Below are 17,670 nucleotides of genomic sequence, written 5' to 3' on the forward strand. Positions count from 1 at the left end.
TTTCGCAGAGTGCGGACCCTGCGGAAGTGACGGCTCAACGAGAGGGTGCTTACGCTACTGCACCTCGAGGTGCGTCGGCGCGAACATCTTGAGCTGCGTCTCGACGACGACGACGTTCGGCCCGTCCGCGGCGAAGCCCTCCTCGAGCGCCTCCCGCACGCCCTCGGGCGCAACGCGTCGCGCCGGGACGCCGAAGGACTCGGCGAGCTTGACGAAGTCGGGACGGGCGAGCTCGGTCGCGGTCGCCTTGCCGAACGCGCCGATCATGTACTCGCGCAGGATCCCGTACCCGCCGTCGTCCACGATGAGCCACGTGACGGGCACGTTGTGCTGCCTCGCCGTCGCAAGCTCGCTGATCGAGTACATCGCCGAGCCGTCGCCCGAGACGGCGAGCACGCGCGACGGCCTGCCCATCGTCTCGAGGCCCACCGCGCCGCCGATCGCCGACGGGAAGCCGAACCCGAGGCCGCCCGCGCCCTGGGCGGAGTGGAACTGGCCCTGCCGGGCATCCCAGCAGCTCCAGCCCCAGTACGCCGCGATGGTCATGTCCCAGAACGTCTGCATGTCGTCCGGGACGGCAGCGCGGATGTCCGCCATGAAGCGGAGCTCCTTCGCGAGGTCCTGCGACTCGAGGCGCGCGCGGACGGCGGCGAGCGAGTCGGCGACGAGCTGCTCTGGGGTCTTGCCGTGCCAGTCGGGCGCGACGGCGCCGGCTCCGGGCGCCGCCTCGAGCGCTGTGTTGAGCGCTGCGAGGGCCTGGCCCGCGTCCGCTCGGATGCCGAGGCCCGGGCGGTTCGATTCGAGCACGCGCGGTTCGGCGTCGATCTGGATGATGCGGCCGCGCGGCTCGAACGTGAAGTAGTTCGAGGTCACCTCGCCGAGCGAGGAGCCGACGACGACGAGCACGTCCGCGTCCTCGAGGACGTCGGTCATGTGGCGGTCCTCGACCCATGACTGGAGCGAGAGCGGATGTGTCCACGGGAACGCGCCATTGCCGCCCGGCGTGCAGATGACGGGCGCGTGCAGCCGTTCGGCGAGAGCGAGGAGCGACTTCTCCGCGTGGCCGCGGCGCGTGCCGCCGCCCGCGATGATCGCGGGACGCTTGGCATCGGCGAGCCAGTTCACGGCCTCGCGGACGAGCTCGACGCGCGGGGGGTTGTCCGCGGCGACCGCGAGCGCATCCTCGACGGGCGGGACCACGATGGGATCGAGGAGCACGTTCTGCGGGATCTCGACCCAGACCGGCCCCTGCGGCGACGAGATCGCGTCCGTCCACGCATCCTGGATCGCGGACGGGATGCCCGAGGCGTGCTGGATGAGCCGTTGGCTCTTCGTGACGTTCGCGGCCGAGGCCTTCTGGTCGTCGAGCTGGTGCAGCATGCCCTTGCGGCGCGCGCCGAGGCCCTCGAGCGGGATCTGGCTCGCGATCACGACCATCGGGACGCCCGTCGCGTACGCCTCCTGCAGGCCCGCCAGTGATGTGAGCGCGCCGGGACCGGTCGAGAGGAACAGCACGCCGACCTCGCCCGTCGCGCGGGAGTAGCCGTCCGCCGCGAACGCCGAGTTGTTCTCGACGCGGCTCGAGACGAACTTGAGGTTGCCGCGGCCCATCGCGTCGAAGAGGCCGAGGGCGTGCTGGCCGGGGATGCCGAACACGGTCTTCGCCCCGAGGGCCTCAAGCGTCTCGACGACGAGGTCGCCGCCGTTGCGGTACTGGTCCCGCTGCTCTGCCGCCGAAAGTGCGTTCATTTCGCCCCCGCCGTCGTCCGCTGGCCCGCCGTCGCAACGGAGGGCTTGGGGAGCTCGCTCATGAGCGAGACGAGGTCGTACGCGACGTGGCTCGCGGCGACGCCCGTGAGCTCGGCATGGTCGTAGGCCGGGGAGACCTCGACGACGTCGGCGCCCGCGAGGTTGAGCCCGCGCAGGCCGCGGATGATCTCGAGGAGCTCGCGGCTCGTGATGCCGCCCGCCTCCGGGGTGCCGGTGCCGGGCGCGTGCGCCGGGTCGAGGACGTCGATGTCGACGGAGATGTACAGCGGGCGCTCGCCGATGCGGTCGCGGAGCTTCGCGACGATCTCGCGGACGCCCTGGTAGTAGACGTCCGACGACGTCACGATGCCGAAGCCGAAGCGCCGATCGTCCTCAAGGTCCTTCTTGCCGTACAGCGGGCCGCGCGTGCCCACGTGGCTGAGCGCGTCGGTGTCGAGGATGCCCTCCTCGACGGCGCGGCGGAAGGGGGTGCCGTGCGTGTATTCGGCGCCGAAGTACGTGTCCCACGTGTCCAGGTGGGCGTCGAAGTGCAGGAGCGCGACGGGGCCGCCCGCGCGCTCCGCAGCGGCGCGGAGGAGCGGGAGCGCGATCGTGTGGTCGCCGCCGAGGGTCAGAAGGCGGGAGCCGCCGGCGGTGAGGTCGAGCGCGTTCTGCTGGATCGCCTCGATGGCCTCATGGATGTTGAACGGGTTGACCGCCATGTCCCCCGCGTCGGCGACCTGCGCCTCGGCGAACGGCGAGAGGTCGAGCGCCGGGTTGTACGGGCGGAGCAGGCGGCTCGCCTCGCGCACGTGGTTCGCGCCGAAGCGCGCGCCGGGGCGGTATGAGACGCCGCTGTCGAACGGAACGCCGACGACGGCGACGTCCGCGTGCGCGACCTGATCGAGGCGCGGGAGCCGGGCGAACGTCGCGGCGCCGGCGAAGCGGGGGATGCGAGAGGAATCGACGGGGCCGAGTCGGCCTTTGTCCTCGATGCGCAGCTCTTCCATGAGTGCCCTCCATAGCGTGAAATCGGTTGTGATTCAGGCTACAGCAAAGTTGCCTTTTATGCACCTGTTGTTTCCACATAGCCAACGCGGACGACGGCGGGTGCGCCCCGCCGTCGTCCACTCGCCTCGCGTCGATGTCACCTTGGACACACGCCGTTAAGGATCCATAAAGGACGGCGTCCGCGGCCGCTCGCGGGCCTACGCTCCCTGCAGAACACCGAAGGAGCTGCACGCCATGTCGACACTCACCCGGCCGCCGGCCGATCCGTCAGACCGCAGGAAGCCGACCACCCACGGCTTCCGCCGCTGGCTGCTCGAGGGGATCCCCGAGGCTGCGGGCCAGCACCAGGGGCCGCACGGCGTCCCGAAGGAGCACCACACGCCGCAGTCGTGGTGGAAGGTCATGTGCCTCACCGGCGTCGACTACTTCTCGACCCTCGGGTACCAGCCCGCCATCGCCGCCGTCGCCGCCGGACTCCTCTCCCCCATGGCGACCATCATCCTCGTGCTCGTCACCCTCTTCGGAGCGCTCCCGGTGTACCGTCGCGTCGCGAAGGAGAGCTTCAAGGGCGAGGGCTCGATCGCGATGCTCGAACGGCTCATGCCGCGATGGACCGGCAAGCTGTTCGTCCTCGCGCTCCTCGGCTTCGCGGCGACGGACTTCATGATCACCATGACGCTCTCCGCGGCCGACGCGAGCGCCCACCTCATCGAGAACCCCTACGTTCCGGACTCGTTCCACGGGCAGCAGATCACCATCACCCTGGTGCTCCTCGCCGCCCTCGGCATCGTGTTCCTCCGGGGATTCCGCGAGGCCATCAACGTGGCCGTGGTCCTCGTCGGGGCCTACCTCGTGCTCAACGCGATCGTCGTCGTCGTCGGCTTCGGCCACCTGTTCACGGACGGCGTGGCCGTCGTCAACTGGTGGCAGACGCTCCTGACCCAGCACGGCGACCCACTCACGATGATCGGCATCTCGCTCATCGTGTTCCCCAAGCTAGCCCTCGGCCTCTCCGGCTTCGAGACCGGCGTCGCCGTCATGCCCCAGATCAAGGGCGACGCGCACGATACCGAGGAGAAGCCCACCGGGCGCATCCGCGGAACGCACCGCCTCCTCTCGACCGCGGCACTCATCATGTCCGCGTTCCTCATCACGACGAGCTTCATGACCATCACGCTCATCCCGGAGGCCGAGTTCCAGCCGGGCGGCAAGGCCGACGGCCGCGCCCTCGCGTTCCTCGCGCACCAGTTCATGGGCGACGGGTTCGGCACCGTCTACGACATCTCGACCATCGCGATCCTGTGGTTCGCCGGCGCATCCGCCATGGCGGGCCTCCTCAACCTCGTGCCCCGCTACCTGCCGCGCTACGGCATGGCGCCGGGCTGGGCCCGCGCTGTCCGCCCGCTCACGCTCGTGTTCACGGCGATCGGCTTCATCATCACCTGGATCTTCGAAGCCAACGTCGACGCCCAGGGTGGCGCGTACGCGACCGGTGTCCTCGTGCTCATGACCTCCGCGGCGATCGCCGTGACGCTCTCCGCATGGCGCAAGAAGCAGCGCGTCCTCACGTGGGCCTTCGGCTTCATCAGCGCCGTGTTCCTGTACACGACCGTCGCGAACTCGCTCGAACGCCCCGACGGCATCCGGATCGCGGCGGTGTTCATCCTCCTCATCGTCATCGTGAGCTTCGCCTCCCGCGTCCGGCGCTCCTTCGAGCTCCGCGCAACGCTCATCAAACTCGACGAGCAGGCGCTCGAGTTCCTCGCCGAACTCGACGAGGGCCCGATCCGGCTCATCGCCCACGAGCCCAAGCGGCTCGACTCCGAGCGGTACCGGTCCAAGCTCGAGCACGCACGCGCCGCGAACCACCTGCCCGAGGACGCCGAGATCCTGTTCATCGAGGTCGTGGTGGACGACAGCTCCGAGTTCGAGCAGGAGCTCGACGTGCGGGGCGTCAAGCGGCACGGGTTCAAGGTCCTCGAAGTCCACTCGAACAACGTGCCCAACACGCTCGCGGCCATCCTCCTGCACCTGCGCAACGCGACCGGGCTCATGCCCCACATCTACTTCCGCTGGACCGAGGGCAACCCGGTCATGAACCTCACGAAGTTCCTGTTCTTCGGCGAAGGCGAGATCGCGCCTGTGACCCGCGAAGTGCTGCGAGAGGCGGAGCCGCTCGTCACCGAGAGGCCTTGGGTGCACGTGGGCTGACGCTCCTGCCTTGGTCCGCCTTCGAGGGCTCCGTTCCGGACCTGCTGAGTACTGGTTCCCCAGGATCCACGTGGTCCCCCCATCGGTCCCCAAGACAGTTCAAGTACCGGATACGCATGACAGGCCCCAGGGGCCGGTGCGAAGGTGAAGTCCCTAGAGCCTCTGGCGCCCGCATCCGGGATCGGTCGCAGCGAGGGGGAGACATGGGCGACGCACCCCGCCACTCTGCACGCATGGACCCGATCTCGTCGTCGGCCGACGAACCGTCGGTGCGCGTCGTGACCAGGCTCTCTCGCTGGACCAGCCAGTTGCTCGTCGTGTGCCTCGTGGCGTGGGGCGGCCTCATCGCCGTTGCGGGCATTGCCCAGGCTGCGACCACGTATGGCATACCCAGCTTCACGTATTCCGGCGTCAGCAATCCGCCGACTTCGGACAAGCCGCAGAGCAAGCTGTGGTGGAACGACGGCTCGTGGTGGGCGGACATGTGGGCGGGCACCGGATGGCACATCTACCGGCTGGACCGCGGCACGGAGTCCTGGGTGGACACCGGGGTAGTGAACGACAGCCGCGGAAATACCCTCGCGGATGTCCTGTGGGATGGATCCCACCTCTTCATCGCCTCGCACGTGGTGACCGTCTCCACGAACGAGACGCCCGTCGCGTCCATCTCGGGGCAGCCGGCCAAGCTGTACCGCTACAGCTACTCGAATGGCACCTACACCTTGGATGGCGGCTTCCCCGCGACGATCAACAACAACAGCAGCGAGTCGATGACCATCGACGAGGACTCCACGGGGGCGATCTGGGCCACGTGGACCCAGGTGTCCGGGAACTCGACCAATGGTTTCACCAACACGGTATACGTGAACTACTCCGCACCTGGCGGAGGGGGCTGGGCCACGCCCTTCGTGCTGCCGGTCTCCAATCCGAATCCCTCGCCCGATGACATCTCTGCGGTCGTCGCCTTCGGCAGCAATAAGCTCGGGGTGATGTGGAGCGACCAGCTCGCGGGAACGGTGTGGTGGGCCTGGCGCACGGACGGGACGAATCCCACGGCCTCGTCGTCGTGGAACTTCCAGCCTGCGCTCAAGGGACAAACCGGCCAAGCCATGGCCGATGACCACCTGGACGTCAAGCAGCTCGTGGCCGACAGCAGCGGCAGGGTGTTCGCCGCGGTGAAGACAAGCCTGAACGACACCTCCACTGACCCGACCCTGCCGCAGCTACTGCTCCTGGTGTTCAGGCCCGGCACGGGCGCTTTCACGAGTTCGGTGATCTCCACGACGGGCGACTGCGTGACCCGCCCGCAGATCGTCCTGGACACCACGAACAACCTCATCCACGAATTCCAGACGGCACCCTCGACGTCAGTGACCGGCTGCCCGTTCTCGGGCGTCGCCGGGAGCATCTACGAGAAGACCGCCTCGATGGACAATCCCGTCTTCGGCTCCGGGCGCGGCACTCCTGTCATCCAGGATGGGTCCTCGGCCAACATGAACGACGTCACCACGACCAAGCAGACCGTGAACTCGAGCACCGGCATCGTGGCCCTGGCCAGCGACAACGTGGCCAAGCGCTACTGGTTCGCCGACGAGAAGATCGTCCCACCGTCCGCCGCGCCTGTGGCCTCGTTCGCGGCTACCCCCATCTCGGGTGTTGCTCCCCTGAACGTCAGCTTCACCGACACCTCCACGGGCTCGCCGTCGTCCTGGTCCTGGGCCTTCGGCGACGGCGGCACGTCCACCGCGCCGAGCCCGACCTACACGTACACCGCTCCCGGAACCTATACGGCAACCCTGACCGCCTCGAACGCCGTCGGGTCGAGCTCCGCCAGCACGACCATCACGGTCACGGCCACAGGGATCACCACGGTCGCTTCGACGACCACCTATGCTTCCACCGCGGCGAGTTCTGTGACGCTCACGGCTCCGTCCGGCGTCGCAGCCGGAGACGTCCTGGTCGCCTCGATCACGGTCGATCAGAATCCATCTGTGGCCTCGGTGCCGGCGGGCTGGACGGCGATGGTCAACGGCTTGGGCATCAACGCCTCTTCGACGGGGGGCGCCCGGATCTTCACGTACTACTACGTCGCGGGAAGCTCCGAACCGTCCAGCTATACGTGGAATCTGAGCAGCTCAGTGAGGTGGGGCGGCGGGATCACCGCCTTCCGCGGTGTCAACACGACGACTCCCTTGGACACGGGCGTCACGACCGCCGTCGACACCACCTACTCCGCAACGAGCATCACTCTCCCGAGCCTCACCACGGCCACCAACGGCGCCCTGCTGATCGGCGGCGTCGGTCTTGACTCCGTGGTTCCCGGTGTCACGCCGCCTAGCGGATGGGTTGAACCGTGGGAAGCCGCCGGAGGCCAGATCGCCGAGTTCGCCGACGCGACGCAGGTAACGGCCGGAGCGAGCGGAACTGCCACATGGACCCTGAACACGGCCCGTGCGCTCGGAGCGTGGCGTACCGCGCTGCGCCCGGCATCGCCGCCGACCGCGCCCGTTGCCTCGTTCACCGCCTCGCCCACCTCGGGCACTGTTCCGCTGAATGTCACCTTCAGCGACACCTCCACGGGCGGGCCGACGTCGTGGTCTTGGACCTTCGGCGACGGCGGCACGTCCACACTGCAGAAGCCGGCCCACACATATTCCGCCGCGGGCACCTACACTGCGACCCTCACGGCTACCAACGCCGTCGGCTCGAGCTCGGCCAGCTCGACCATCACGGTCAACCCGGCCCCGCCCGTTGCTTCCTTCACGGCCTCGCCCACATGGGGGGTCGCTCCCTTGAATGTCAGCTTCACCGACACCTCCACGGGGTTGCCGACCTCGTGGTCCTGGGACTTCGGTGATGGCGGCACGTCCACGGCGCAGAACCCGACCTACACGTACGCAACCTCGGGGACCTACACCGCGACCCTGGCCGCCACCAACGCCACCGCTTCGAGCTCGGCCAGCTCGACCATTACGGTCCTTCCGACGCCGACGCAGCCTCCCGGTCAGCCCACTTTGAACGCGCCGTCTGTCGTCAACCTCGCCAACGTGGCCGGCGTGCCAATCTCTGGTACAGCCGAGGCGGCGAGCACCGTGAGTGTCTCGGCGTCCGACGGCGCGGGCAACAGCGTGAGCGGAACGGCCACGGCCGGCTTGACCGGAACGTGGTCCCTTCCAACGCTCAACCTCTCGAGCCTCAGCGACGGCACCGTGACCTTCACGGCGACTGCGGCCAACAGCATCGGCGTCAGCCCGGCGACGACGGCGACCGCCTCCAAGGACACCCTGGCGCCTGCCGCGCCGACGCTGACGGTCCCTGCTGCCGTCAATGGCGCGACCGTCACATCCGTCACGGTCAGCGGAACCGCCGAGGCTGGCGCGACCGTCTCCCTCACGATCGCGGATGTCGGTGCCGTTCACACCGTCACGGCCGGTGCCACCTCAGACGGAACCGGGAACTGGTCTATCCCAGGACTGAACTTGACGAGCCTGAACGACGGCCAGCTCACCTACACGGCCGCTGCGACCGACGCCGCTGGCAACACCGGTGCGACCGCGAAGCAGGCCGGAACGAAGAAGACGACCGCACTGGCACCGCAGTTCACGAACCTGCAGTCCCAGATCACCAGTGACACGGTGAACGCCGTGCCACTCGCCGGGTCTTCCGATCCCGGGGCAACCGTGGCTCTCACCGCCACTGATTCCGCGAATCACAGCCTCTCGGCCACCGTCATTGCGAACGGTTCGGGAAACTGGTCCGCGACACTGAACCTGACCACCTTCAACTCTGGCGCGGTCACGTTCACAGCTCAGGCCACCGACGTCTATGGCAACGTCAGCACGGTGACGACGGCGTCGAGCCGCATCGGGCCGAGGGTCGTGTCCGTCACGCTCCAGAACGGCGGAACGGCTGGCTCAGCAGACACCAATGACAAGGTCGTGGTGGTGTTCAACGAGCCGATGAGCCCGAGCTCGTTCTGCAGCAACTGGACGAGTGCCGCGGGACCGTGGACCCAGAGCGGCGGCAGCGTCGGCGTGCAGATCGGCCGCAACAGCTCTGCGCCGTATGACGCCTTGACGGTCTCGACGGGTTGCACGACGAGCAACTTCGGCACCGTCAGCCTGGGTGCCAACTACACCACGGGCAGCGGTGGAAACCTCATCTTCAAGGGGAGCGGCAAGCTCCCAGTGTCCTCGGTCTCGCTGAGCGCAGACGCCAAGACGCTCACGATCACCCTCGGAGCCTTGAAGAGCGGTACTCCCGCCACGGGGGTCGTCGCCGGCATTCCCTCCTACCAGGGGACAGCGAGTGGCCAATCCGGCATCGCGACGGACACGAGCGGAGTTCCGCTCGGAAGCAACCTATCCGGCGCCGGGACGGCGACCCGCTTCTAGGAGGCCAGACCCGGGCACCCCCGTCGACTGCTCCGTAAGCGTCGTTCTACCGGCTCGCGGCGGGGACGAGGACCCAGAGGACGGTCGCGGGCTCGTCGGACGGATTGACCCAGGTGTGCGGCTCGCGGCCCGGGAAGGTGAGGGTGTCCCCGGCCGAGAGGTCGTAGCGGTCGTTCGTCATGATGAGCTGGAGGCTTCCGCGCACCACGTGGAGCACGTCCACGTCGCAGTCGACGGCGTACAGCTCGGACTCCCCCGCTCCGCGCGGCTCGATCTCGGCCTGGATGATCTGGAGCCTCCGCTCGGACCGCGCCGTGAGGAGTCGCTCGACAATGCCCTTCCCGCCCAGCGAGATGCGCGGCGCCTCTGGTCCACGCGTGAGGTGGGTCTCGGGCGTCGCGAAGAGATCGCCGATGGGCAGCGAGAGGACTTGGCACAGCGTCACGAGGGATGCGACGCTCGGCGATGACTCGTCTCGCTCGACCCGGCTGAGAAAGCCCTTCGACAGCCCCGCCGCCTCCGCGACCTGCTCGATGGTCATCCGCTGTGATTCGCGGGCGGCCCGGATCCGCGAGCCGATCGCGACAGATACGTTGCTCGGCTCGACCGGCAGGGCTTTCATAGGCCGCCTCTCTCGAATGGCGCAGGTCAACGGCTGTTGACCTGTCGGCTACATCACATCGAGTTTACGGCAACATCCGATGCCCGAGGGGAATCACTCATCCGCAGCACCGCCACGCCGCTGAAAGCACCACGGGCAAGGTCCTCGAGCGCCTGATCCGCGGCCTCGAACGGATACGACGTCACGGTCCCGCTGAGGCCGAGCCTCGCCGCGAGGCGAAAAAGCTCCTCGCCGTCCTGCCTCGTGTTGGCGGTCACCGACGTCAGGCGGCGCTCACGGAACAGATGCTTCTCGTAGTTCAGGGCCGGGATGTCGCTCAGGTGGATTCCGGCGACGACGAGGCTCCCTCCCTGATCGAGGCCCGCGAGCGCGGCGGGGACGAGGTCCCCTGCGGGCGCGAACAGGATCGACGCGTCGAGCGGGACCGGCGGCATCGCGTCGGCGGCCTCGGCTGACGCCGCGCCAAGTTCGAGAGCGAGCCGCTGCGCGCCTTCCCCCCGCGTCATCACATGGACCTCGGCACCCTGGGCGATGGCGATCTGAGCCGTGAGGTGCGCGCTCGCCCCGAAGCCATAGATGCCGAGGCGGCCGCCGGGCGGAAGCTCGGCCCGCCGCAGCGCCCGGTATCCGATGATCCCCGCGCAGAGGAGCGGGGCGGCCTGCTCGTCCGGGATGCCCTCGGGCAGACGGTAGGCATACGCAGCAGGGACGGTCGCGAACTCCGCGTAGCCGCCGTCGACGTCCCATCCCGTGAACCGCGCGTCGGGGCACAGGTTCTCACGGCCCGAGCGGCACCATCGGCATTCGCCGCACGTGGCCCGGAGCCACGCGATCCCCACTCTCTCGCCAAGACCGAACCGCCCGGTTCCCGGGCCGAGCGCGGCCACGCGGCCCACGGCCTCATGCCCTGGGATGACGCGGGCCCTGTGCTCTGGCAGATCGCCCTCCGTGACGTGGAGGTCGGTGCGGCACACGCCGCACGCCTCGATGCGCACGAGGACCTCGCCCGGGGCCGGTTCCGGCACGGCCCGCTCACCGAAGCGGATGCGTCCGGGCCCGCCGGGAGTCGCCTCCCACGCGCGCATCGTCCGAGGTAGCTCATCGCCCATGCCACGACCCCCGCAGACGTCATCTTTGACCTGTTGGCCCGATCACATTTAGTCTACTGGACAACACCTGTTGCACCACAGGAATCCCCCTCCCAAACACCGAGAGACCGATATGGACGCAAGCGCGATCAACTCGGCCATTGTCATCGTCTATCTGGCGGCGATGCTGGCCTTCGGATGGTGGGGCAAGAGCCGCACCAAGAACAACAGCGACTACCTCGTGGCGGGCCGTCGCCTCGGCCCCCTCCTGTACACCGGCACGATGGCCGCCGTCGTCCTCGGCGGCGCGTCGACGGTCGGCGGCGTCGGCCTCGGCTACAAGTTCGGCATCTCGGGCATGTGGCTCGTGGTCGCGATCGGCTCGGGCGTCCTGCTCCTGAGCCTCCTCTTCGCCGGCATGATCCAGCGCCTGCGCATCTACACCGTCGCGCAGATGCTCACGCTCCGCTACGGCACCCGCTCGACCCAGACCTCGGGCATCATCATGCTCGCCTACACGCTCATGCTGTGCGCGACGTCGACGACGGCCTACGCGACGATCTTCGTCGTCCTGTTCGGCTGGGAGCGCTGGATCGCGATCGCCGTCGGCGGCGCCATCGTGCTCATCTACTCGACCGTGGGCGGCATGTGGTCCATCACCCTCGCGGACCAGGTCCAGTTCGTCATCAAGACGGTCGGCGTCTTCTTCCTCATGCTCCCATTCGTCCTCAACGCCGCCGGCGGCTTCGACGGGATCCGCTCGCGCCTCGACGCGGCGTTCTTCCAGTGGGACGGCATCGGCGTCGAGACGATCGTGACGTACTTCGTCGTCTACACGCTCGGCCTCCTTATCGGGCAGGACATCTGGCAGCGTGTGTTCACGGCGAAGACGCCAGGCGTGGCCCGCTGGGGCGGGACGACGGCGGGGATCTACTGCGTGCTCTACGGCCTCGCGGGCGCAGTCATCGGGATGGCGGCGCGCGTCGCGCTCCCGAACATCGACGTCAAGAGCCTCGGCAAGGACGTCGTCTACGCCGAGGTCGCCACCCATGTGCTCCCCCTCGTCATCGGCGGCCTCGTCCTCGCGGCGGCCGTCGCCGCGATGATGTCGACGGCGTCCGGGGCGCTCATCGCCGCGGCAACGGTCGCGCGCACCGACGTCGTGCCGTTCGTCGCGGGCTGGTTCGGCCGGAAGGTCGCGATCGAGCACGATCGCAATCCCGAGGAAGACGTGCGCGAGAACCGGCTCTGGGTCCTCGGCCTCGGCGTCGCGGCCATCGTGATCGCGATCCTCGTCAAGGACGTCGTCGCAGCGCTCACCATCGCGTACGACATCCTCGTTGGCGGCCTCCTCGTCGCGATCCTCGGCGGCCTCGTGTGGAAGCGCGGCACGGGGCTGGGCGCGGCGGTCTCGATGGCAGTCGGCTCGATCGTGACGCTCGGCACCATGACGTGGCTCGAGATCCACGCTGCCGTCCCGCTCGACGGCATCTACGCGAACGAGCCGATCTACTACGGGCTCATCACCTCCGCGGTCTCCTACGTGGCGGTCTCCCTCCGCACGCCCCGCACGGATGAGGGCGTGATGCGGGCGTGGGAGCGCCGCGTCGCGGGACTGGACGACGCGCGGGAGACGGCGACCGTCGCCTGATCCGGGATCACCCGAGCCGGGAAAGCCCCGGAAAGCAAGGTACGACGACGGCGAGCGGCCCACGCGGGTCCGCTCGCCGTCGTCGTTCCCCGGGCGGGCGAAATTCAGGCGGGCCGAACTCTCAAGCGGGGGTGGACCGGCCGAAAATCCGCGCAATTCGGGGCTAGAGTGCTGTGGGCAAAGGCGCCCGGACCGTTCCCACCCGCACGCAGGAGAACCATGCCGAAGCCCCTGGACAGCCAGCCCGCGCAACCGCGTCCCCAGCCCACCGCAGCCGACTACCGGCGGTGGCGTCAGTACCTCGCCGACGAGAAGGCCGAGGCCGGCATCTACCGCGCCCTCGCCGAGCGGCGCGAGGGCGAAGAGCGGTCGATCCTCCTCGGGCTCGCCGAGGCCGAGGGCCGGCACGAAGCGCATTGGACGGCGCTCCTCGGCGACCAACTCGGCAAGCCGCGTCCGGCATCCCTCCGCAGCCAGCTCCTCGGCTTCCTCGCGCGGCACTTCGGCTCCGTGTTCGTGCTCGCGATGGCCCAACGCGCCGAGAGCCGCTCGCCGTACTCGACGGATCCCTTCGCGACGCCGGCCATGGCCGCCGACGAGCGCATCCACGAAGAAGTGGTGCGCGGGCTCGCGATCCGCGGCCGCACACGCCTCTCGGGCTCATTCCGCGCCGCCGTGTTCGGCGCGAACGACGGCCTCGTGAGCAATCTCTCGCTCGTGACGGGCATGGCGGCGTCCGGCGTGTCGGCGCATGTCGTGCTGCTTTCGGGCGTCGCGGGGCTCCTCGCGGGTGCGCTCTCGATGGGCGCGGGCGAGTACATCTCGGTCCGGTCGCAGCGCGAGCTCCTCTCCGCCTCACGCCCGACTCAGGTGACGCTCTCGGCGGCACCCGCGCTCGACCTCGACCACAACGAGCTCGTGCTCGTGTACAAGGCGCGCGGCATGAGCCAGGAGGCCGCCGAGCACCGGGCGGCGGAGCGGCTCGGCTACTTCACATGCGACTGCGACCCGAGCCTCTCGCTGCACCCCGAGAAGGCCTCCGACGAGGACGAGCACGAGGCGATCGGCTCGGCGTGGCAGGCCTCTGTGAGCAGCTTCTGCTTCTTCGCGTCGGGCGCGGTCGTGCCGATCCTCCCGTTCCTGTTCGGCATGGTGGGCGTCCCGGCGCTCGTCGTCGCGGCCGTGCTCGTGGGGCTCGTGCTCCTCGGGACGGGCGCGATCGTGGGCCTGCTCGCGGGCGCTTCGCCGCTGTGGCGCGCGCTGCGGCAGCTGCTCATCGGCTTCGGCGCGGCCGCCGTCACCTACGTGCTCGGGTGGGCGTTCGGCGCGACCGTCGGCTAGCGGGGCCGCGGCCTAAGCGAGGGCCGCGACCGCCTCGTCCACCGCATCCACGAGGTGCAGCCGATCCGCCATCCCACGCTCGCGCGCAAGGCTCGCCAGGAGCGGCCACGCGGGAAGCTCCTCGGTCCAATACCGTCGCCCCACGAGCACCATGGGCGTGATGGTCTCGGGCGTCCCGTAATAGTTCTCGCACGCGTCCTGGAACACCTCCTGAACGGTGCCCGCGGCTCCCGGGAGGAACACGACGCCCCCGGTGCTCTTCTCGAGCAGCACCGCCTCGCGCACGGCGTTGGCGAAGTATTTCGCGATGTGCGTCGCGAACAGGTTCGGCGGCTCGTGGCCATAGAACCATGTGGGGATCCCGAGGCTCGGCGTCCCACCCGGGTTCAACCCGAGGACCGCGAGCGCGGCGCGCGCCCACGCGCTCACCGACGGCCGGAAGCGAGGGACGACGGCGAGGCGCCGCAGCGCGTCGTCGAGGGCTTCGGCGGGGCTCGCCGAGAGATAGGCGCCGAGGTTGGCGGCCTCCATCGCACCGGGCCCACCGCCCGTGGCGACCACGAACCCTGCCGCAGCGAGCCCGCGCCCGAGGCGGGCGGCGTCGTCGTACGTCCTGCTCCCCCGCGCGCCCGCATGGCCGCCCATGACGCCCACGATCTTGCGGCCTGCGAAGGGTCCCGACAGCGCGTCGAGGAGCGATTCGCCGATGTGGTGGTCGTGGAGCGCCGCGGACAGTGCGCCCTCGACCCCCTCTCGCCCCTGGCGGCGCGTCCACGCGTAGATCCGGGCGTCGGGGGTCTGCTCGTACGGTTCGAGTTCGACGCCGCGGTACAGCTCAGGGCCCGTGTAGAGCGAGGGCCGGTACGGGTCGAACGGAAGCCCGGGCAGAGCGGGGAACACGAGCGCGCCGCGCGCACGGAGCGAGTCCTCCATGCCCGGCTGGAGCGCGCAGCCCAGGAACATCGCCCCCATCGGATCCATGGCCTTGAGCTGGGCCGACCTGCCCGTGAAGTCGATGGACTGGAGCTGCCAGCCGGCCATGCGGCGAGCACCCGAGGCCACCAGTCCATCGAAGCGCTCGAGTGATTCGACCTCGAGCGTCCGCGGCATGGGACCAAGCGCGGGCGTCGCATTCATGGGGACAGATTAGTCGGGCTTCCGAGGGAATCCCCGATGAATTCGTGCAGGCCGCCGTGCGCCGCGCCGCACGCCCGGCTCCCGCGGTCGCCCGAGGCCTGCGGACAAACTCCCCAGTCTTTCAGCCAATCTCCCCGGCATTCCCCGACCGCGGGACCCCACTTCCGCGCAATCCCGCGGATGTTGGTGCAGGGCCACCGCAGGTGCTCCCCGAAAAACTGGGGAAGACGGCGGGGAACCCGGCGAGCCTCAGGCCCGCGCGGCGACCTCGACGCGAACGGGCCGGCCCGTCTCCAGCGATTCCTGTGCCGCATCGGCGACGCGCGAGGCGGCAACCGCGTCGGCAGGCGTGCACGGGTTCTCCCGCTCGCCGAGCACGAGCTCGACGAACGCCGCGAGCTCGGCCCGGTAGGCGGCGTCGAACCGTTCGGCGAACGTCTTGTGCGTCTCCCCGGCCGGGAACGCAACGCCGGGCTCGGTCGAGCGCAGCGCCGTCTTGTCGTCGAGCCCCACCATGACCGAGGACTTCGAGCCCTGGATCTCGAGCCGCACGTCGTGCCCAGCCCCGTTGTACCGGGTCGCGGAGACGGTGCCGACCGTTCCGTCGTCGAACGTCACGACGGCGAGCGCGGTGTCGACGTCGCCGACCTCGCCGATCGCGGGGTCGCCGTTGTTCGAGCCGCGCGCATAGACCTCGACGATCTCGCGCCCCGTGAGCCAGCGGAGGATGTCGAAGTCGTGCACGGAGCAGTCGCGGAACAGGCCACCGGACGTCGCGATGAACTCGACCGACGGCGGGAACATGTCCCCCGTCATGGCGCGGAGCGAGTGGATCCAGCCGATCTCCCCGGCGTCGAAGCGCCGCTTGGCCTCGAGGTACCCGGCGTCGAAGCGGCGCTGGTGGCCGATCTGCACGACGCCGCCGCGCTCCGCGATGTACTCGAGCACAGGCAGCGAATCCGCGACTGAGCCCGCGACGGGCTTCTCGCAGAAGACGGGGATACCAGCGTCGACGCCCGTACGGATGAGCTCGGGGTGGGTCGGCGTGCCGGTCGCGACCACGAGCGCGTCCACGCCCGAACCGATGAGCAGCGCCGCACCGCCCCGCACGAACTCGGCGCCGACCTCGGCCGCGACATTGCCCGCATGCTGCTCCGCGACGTCTGTGAGCTTGAGCTGGAGGTCGACGCCGCGGGCCGCGAACTGGGCGCGGAGGGCCGCGATGTTGCGGGCATGCATGACGCCGATGCGGCCGACGCCGACCAGGCCGAGGGTCACTTGCTTCATGGGGGGCACTCCTTCGTGTCGGAAGATTCCCGGAAATGTGGGAACGTTCCAAGGTTTTCCTCTAGAGTATCCCCGGGGAGGAGCTGACGGTCAAGCTTTGTCCTGACAAAGAGCCGAAGGAGGGGCCGTGGCGAAACCCGTGACGATTCTCGACGTCGCCGCGCTCGCGGGCGTCTCGAAGTCGGCCGCGTCCCTCGCGCTCCGCGGCACCGGCTACGTGAACGAGGCCAAGCGCCGCGCCGTCCTCGATGCGGCCGCCGAGCTCGGCTACCGGCCGAACGCCGCGGCCCGCGCGCTCGGCGCCCGGCGCAGCGGGATCGTGGGCCTCATCCTCGACGACCTCCGGAACCCGTGGTTCGTCCCCGCCGTCGAGGGCCTCTCCGACGGGCTGCACAGCGCGGGACTGCGGCCGCTGCTCGGAGACTGGCGGCTCGAGGGCGCCCCGCTCGTCGAGCGCTTCCTCGAGCTGCGCGTCGAGGGGATCGTCCTCGTCGGAACGCTCGACGGCGCCGAGGCGGCCCTCACAGGCATCGCGGCTCCCGTTGTTCAGGTCGGGTCGCCCCAGGCCCAGGCTCCGGGGGCGGCGGTCGTGACCAACGACGACGCCGAGGGCGCCCGCCGCGTGGTCCGGCACCTCGCGGCGTTGGGCCACCGCCGAGTGGCTCACCTCGGCGCGCCTGGCACGGCTGTGGGCGACGCGCGGCGGGTCGGCTTCGAGGACGAGTCCCGGCGACTCGGGCTCGAACACCGTACGGTCGGCGCGGGCCTCACCGAGGAGGCGGGGTACCGCGCGGGTCGGGCACTGTTGGCCGAGACCGACCGGCCCACGGCGGTGTTCGCCGTCAACGACATGGCCGCGCTCGGGGTCCTCTCGGCCGCAGGGGACCTCGGCCTCTCGGTTCCCGCCGATGTCTCCCTCGCGGGCTACGACGACACCCCCACCGCCCGCCTGCGCGCCGTCGGCCTCACGAGCGTCGACAACGCAAGCGGCGAGGCCGGACGCGTCGCCGCCCAGCTCCTCGCGGATCAGATCGCGGGTGCAGCAGGCGCCGGGGTGGCCGTGCTTCTCGCCCCGGAGCTCAAGGCGCGCAGCAGCACCGCGCCGCCGCCCGCCGCCCGCTGATCGCGCCTGTCCACCTTGGGCGGCTCAATCTCGGCCCGCCGAGCCCGAATTGGTTC

At 69.6% G+C, this 17,670-nt stretch carries 11 protein-coding genes; 5 read left to right on the top strand and 6 right to left on the bottom strand.

The genetic code is table 11. From position 1 onward, the window contains the following. Positions 1-54: 54 nt before the first annotated feature. Together SPF06_RS05140 and speB are read right to left on the bottom strand one after the other, a co-directional pair. On the bottom strand, positions 55-1,749 hold the full coding sequence (locus SPF06_RS05140) for a thiamine pyrophosphate-binding protein (protein ID WP_323277890.1): 1,695 nt from the start codon (positions 1,747-1,749) through the stop codon (positions 55-57). Then, the gene (speB, locus tag SPF06_RS05145; protein WP_323277891.1) at positions 1,746-2,759 is read right to left on the bottom strand and encodes an agmatinase; all 1,014 of its coding nucleotides are present in this window, start codon (positions 2,757-2,759) and stop codon (positions 1,746-1,748) included. Before speB ends, SPF06_RS05140 begins: the two co-directional genes overlap by 4 nt. 235 nt (positions 2,760-2,994) lie before the next feature. Here speB and SPF06_RS05150 point away from each other — a divergent pair, with 235 nt between their 5' ends. Further along, a complete protein-coding gene (locus SPF06_RS05150) occupies positions 2,995-4,971 on the top strand; it encodes an APC family permease (RefSeq protein WP_323277892.1) in 1,977 nt (658 codons plus the stop codon). Positions 4,972-5,174: 203 nt separating this feature from the next. After that, on the top strand, positions 5,175-9,365 hold the full coding sequence (locus SPF06_RS05155; RefSeq protein ID WP_323277893.1) for a PKD domain-containing protein: 4,191 nt from the start codon (positions 5,175-5,177) through the stop codon (positions 9,363-9,365). 46 nt (positions 9,366-9,411) lie between these two features. On the opposite strand, the gene SPF06_RS05160 is transcribed toward SPF06_RS05155, so the two are convergent. Then, the gene (locus SPF06_RS05160) at positions 9,412-9,987 is read right to left on the bottom strand and encodes a helix-turn-helix domain-containing protein (protein ID WP_323277894.1); all 576 of its coding nucleotides are present in this window, start codon (positions 9,985-9,987) and stop codon (positions 9,412-9,414) included. Between the two features lie 53 nt (positions 9,988-10,040). Next, positions 10,041-11,096 carry a zinc-dependent alcohol dehydrogenase family protein gene (locus tag SPF06_RS05165; protein ID WP_428985706.1) on the bottom strand — a complete coding sequence of 352 codons (1,056 nt, stop codon included), beginning with the start codon at positions 11,094-11,096 and terminating at the stop codon, positions 10,041-10,043. A gap of 112 nt (positions 11,097-11,208) precedes the next feature. Between SPF06_RS05165 and SPF06_RS05170 the strand changes: the two genes are divergently transcribed. After that, positions 11,209-12,726 (top strand): sodium:solute symporter family protein, encoded by a 1,518-nt coding sequence (locus SPF06_RS05170; protein WP_323277895.1) that lies wholly within the window; start codon positions 11,209-11,211, stop codon positions 12,724-12,726. A 219-nt stretch (positions 12,727-12,945) separates the two neighbouring features. After that, positions 12,946-14,067 (top strand): VIT1/CCC1 transporter family protein, encoded by a 1,122-nt coding sequence (locus SPF06_RS05175; RefSeq protein WP_323277896.1) that lies wholly within the window; start codon positions 12,946-12,948, stop codon positions 14,065-14,067. Between the two features lie 12 nt (positions 14,068-14,079). Here the strand turns inward: SPF06_RS05175 and SPF06_RS05180 are convergent, their stop codons facing one another. Together SPF06_RS05180 and SPF06_RS05185 are read right to left on the bottom strand one after the other, a co-directional pair. Next, positions 14,080-15,204: an LOG family protein gene (locus SPF06_RS05180; protein WP_323277897.1), complete on the bottom strand. Its 1,125-nt coding sequence runs from the start codon at positions 15,202-15,204 to the stop codon at positions 14,080-14,082. A gap of 249 nt (positions 15,205-15,453) precedes the next feature. After that, positions 15,454-16,491 carry a Gfo/Idh/MocA family oxidoreductase gene (locus SPF06_RS05185; RefSeq protein ID WP_323277898.1) on the bottom strand — a complete coding sequence of 346 codons (1,038 nt, stop codon included), beginning with the start codon at positions 16,489-16,491 and terminating at the stop codon, positions 15,454-15,456. A 127-nt stretch (positions 16,492-16,618) separates the two neighbouring features. On the opposite strand from SPF06_RS05185, the gene SPF06_RS05190 reads away from it, so the two are divergent. Next, a complete protein-coding gene (locus tag SPF06_RS05190; protein WP_323277899.1) occupies positions 16,619-17,614 on the top strand; it encodes a LacI family DNA-binding transcriptional regulator in 996 nt (331 codons plus the stop codon). The last annotated feature ends 56 nt before the right edge of the window (positions 17,615-17,670 follow it).

This window comes from Sinomonas terricola, from assembly GCF_034931225.1.
In the GTDB taxonomy this organism is placed as follows: domain Bacteria; phylum Actinomycetota; class Actinomycetes; order Actinomycetales; family Micrococcaceae; genus Sinomonas; species Sinomonas terricola.